Origin of the sequence: Corynebacterium sp. (genome assembly GCF_030152825.1) — a bacterium.
In the GTDB taxonomy this organism is placed as follows: domain Bacteria; phylum Actinomycetota; class Actinomycetes; order Mycobacteriales; family Mycobacteriaceae; genus Corynebacterium.
Map to the genome: position 1 here is coordinate 1 of NZ_JASLIP010000021.1, position 2,503 is coordinate 2,503.

Genomic DNA, 2,503 nt, shown 5'->3' on the forward strand with positions numbered 1-2,503 from the left:
CCCGGATTCCGCGGGCCAGGTGATGTGGGCGAACTCCGCGGCCGGCTGCATCGAGGGCGAGGCAGAGCTGCACCGTTCCTGGCTGAAGGGCCGTGGGATCGAGGACGCGTCTGCGAATCCGGTGGCGCCGTCCCCGGTCACGCTTGCGTACACCAACTTCCTGGTCGCGACGGCCGCGGTGGAGCCGTATGTGTGCGGGGTCGCCGGGGTGCTGCCGTGCTTCTGGCTGTACGCGGAGATCGGGCTGGAGCTGACGCGGGCGAACCACGACGCCCACCCGTTCAAGGCCTGGCTCGATACCTACGCTGACGAGGAGTTCCTCTCCGGGGCGCGCGAGGCGATCCAGCGCACCGAGGCGGCCTTAGAGGCGGCAAGCGAGGAGGAGCGGAAGGCGGCGACGTCCGCGTATCTCAACGCCGCGGTCTACGAGCGGGAGTTCTTCGACCAGGCGGATCGCCGCTGGTAGGGGCGAGCTCCTGCACCCGCTCGCGCCGCAACCGGGCGGTGTCTGTGGCCTCTTGTAAGCTATTAAGCCATGGGAAGATTGTTCGGAACCGACGGTGTCCGTGGCCTTGCAAATGAGAAGCTGACCGCCCCGCTGGCAATGCGGCTGGGCGCGGCGGCGGCCCGGGTACTGACGGAAAAGAAGTCCACTGACCGCCGCCCGACCGCGATCATCGGCCGGGACCCGCGCGTGTCCGGGGAGATGCTCACCGCCGCCCTGTCTGCAGGCATGGCTTCGCAGGGAGTGGACGTGCTGGACGTGGGCGTGCTGCCCACCCCGGCGGTCGCGTTCCTGACCGACGATTATGGCTCCGACATGGGGGTTATGGTCTCCGCGAGCCACAACCCAATGCCGGATAACGGCATCAAGTTCTTCGCCATCGGCGGGCGCAAGCTCGAGGACGGGATCGAAGACGAGATCGAGCAGGAGATGGGCAAGCTCCCGGAGGATGGCCCCACCGGCGCGGCCATCGGCCGGGTCTTCGACCAGTCCCACAGCGCGCTGGACCGCTACCTGCACCACCTGCAGCAGGCCGTGCACACCCGTATGGACGGCATCAAGGTCGTAGTGGACTGCGCCCACGGCGCGGCGTACCAGGCCGCCCCGCTGGCCTACGAGGCCGCGGGCGCCGAGGTCGTCGCCGTGTCGAATAAGCCGAATGGCTACAACATCAACGACGGTGTCGGTTCCACGCACATCGACCAGCTGCAGAAGGCCGTCGTCGAGCATGGTGCGGACCTGGGCCTGGCGCACGACGGCGACGCCGACCGCTGCCTCGCTGTGGACGCGGAGGGCAACGTCGTCGACGGGGACCAGATCATGGCGATTCTCGCGCTGGCGATGAAGGACGGCGGCGAGCTGAAGCGCAACACGCTGGTCGCGACGGTGATGTCCAACCTCGGGCTGAAGCTGGCGATGGAGCGCAACGGCATCACGCTGCGGCAGACGCAGGTGGGCGACCGTTACGTGGTGGAGGACCTGCGCGCTGGGGATTACTCCCTGGGCGGCGAGCAGTCCGGCCACATTGTGATCCCGGAGCACGGCACGACCGGAGACGGTCTGCTCACGGGGCTGTTTCTGATGGCGCGGATGGCGACGACAGACAAGACGCTGGCGGAGTTGGCGTCCGCGATGCAGGTGCTGCCGCAGACACTGATTAACGTCCCGGTCTCCAATAAGGCCGCGATCGCTGGCGACGAGCGGGTGAAGCAGGCCATCGCTAAGGCGGAGGAGGAGCTCGGCGAGACCGGCCGAGTGCTGCTGCGCCCGTCCGGCACCGAGGAGCTGTTCCGCGTGATGGTGGAGGCCGCGGATTCCGCGACGGCGCGCAAGATCGCCGGCCAGCTGGCTGCGGTCGTCGCCGAGGTCTAGCAAGGCGCGGGCCTAGGCCCGCAGATCGTCCGCGGATTTCGGATTTTCGGGAACCTTTCGCCCCTTGGCGTTGTCTAATAGGGCGGAAGGTTTTTTGCTGCCCGGTGCCGACCACGACCGGTAGACATCGGGCGCGATGCGCGAAGGGGGCGCGGGGGACGTGTCTGAGGGGTCGAAGTCGCTTGCGGTGGAGCCGCAGAAGCTGCTCGAATACGCGGAGCTGCTGGCGCGCCACCAGCAGTCCTGGTCGCAACTGTTGGCGGGTCAGAGGCCAGACATCGCGGCTGGTGCGTTCGGGGAGGGCTTGAGCGCGCAGGGGCACCGCATCGAGCGCGTGCTGGCGCAGCTGCACGGGCTGCGCCAGCACCAGTCCGAGCAGGTCGCAGCGGAGGCGCGGGCAGCTTCGAACCTGGCCCGTGATGCCGAGGATGCCGACCATAGTGCGGCAGGTGCCATCGCTGAGGTGCTCCGATGAGGCAACAGCAGCGCGTGGAGCGCGCCATCAAGCAGCTGGCCAGTTACGGCGTCCCGGTGGGGCCTGCGGAGTCCGCCGCTGGATTCACTCGCGGCCTGGACCCGGATGCTCTGCAGTCCGCCGCCCATCTTCTGTTTAGGAAGCCACCGCCG

General features: G+C 68.2%; 2 protein-coding genes and 1 pseudogene. All 3 read left to right on the forward strand.

The features are described 5' to 3' along the window. Positions 1-466 (forward strand): annotated as a pseudogene (locus Q1V78_RS02815) (bifunctional hydroxymethylpyrimidine kinase/phosphomethylpyrimidine kinase); the annotation flags it as partial. A gap of 69 nt (positions 467-535) precedes the next feature. Further along, the gene (gene glmM / locus Q1V78_RS02820) at positions 536-1,876 is read left to right on the forward strand and encodes a phosphoglucosamine mutase (protein WP_300611402.1); all 1,341 of its coding nucleotides are present in this window, start codon (positions 536-538) and stop codon (positions 1,874-1,876) included. A gap of 160 nt (positions 1,877-2,036) precedes the next feature. Next, the gene (locus Q1V78_RS02825) at positions 2,037-2,351 is read left to right on the forward strand and encodes a hypothetical protein (RefSeq protein WP_300611404.1); all 315 of its coding nucleotides are present in this window, start codon (positions 2,037-2,039) and stop codon (positions 2,349-2,351) included. Positions 2,352-2,503 lie beyond the last annotated feature (152 nt).

Bases quoted from the DNA above. Each gene is read 5' to 3' on its own strand.
- glmM (WP_300611402.1), top strand. From the start codon at position 536: ATGGGAAGATTGTTCGGAACCGACGGTGTCCGTGGCCTTGCAAATGAG.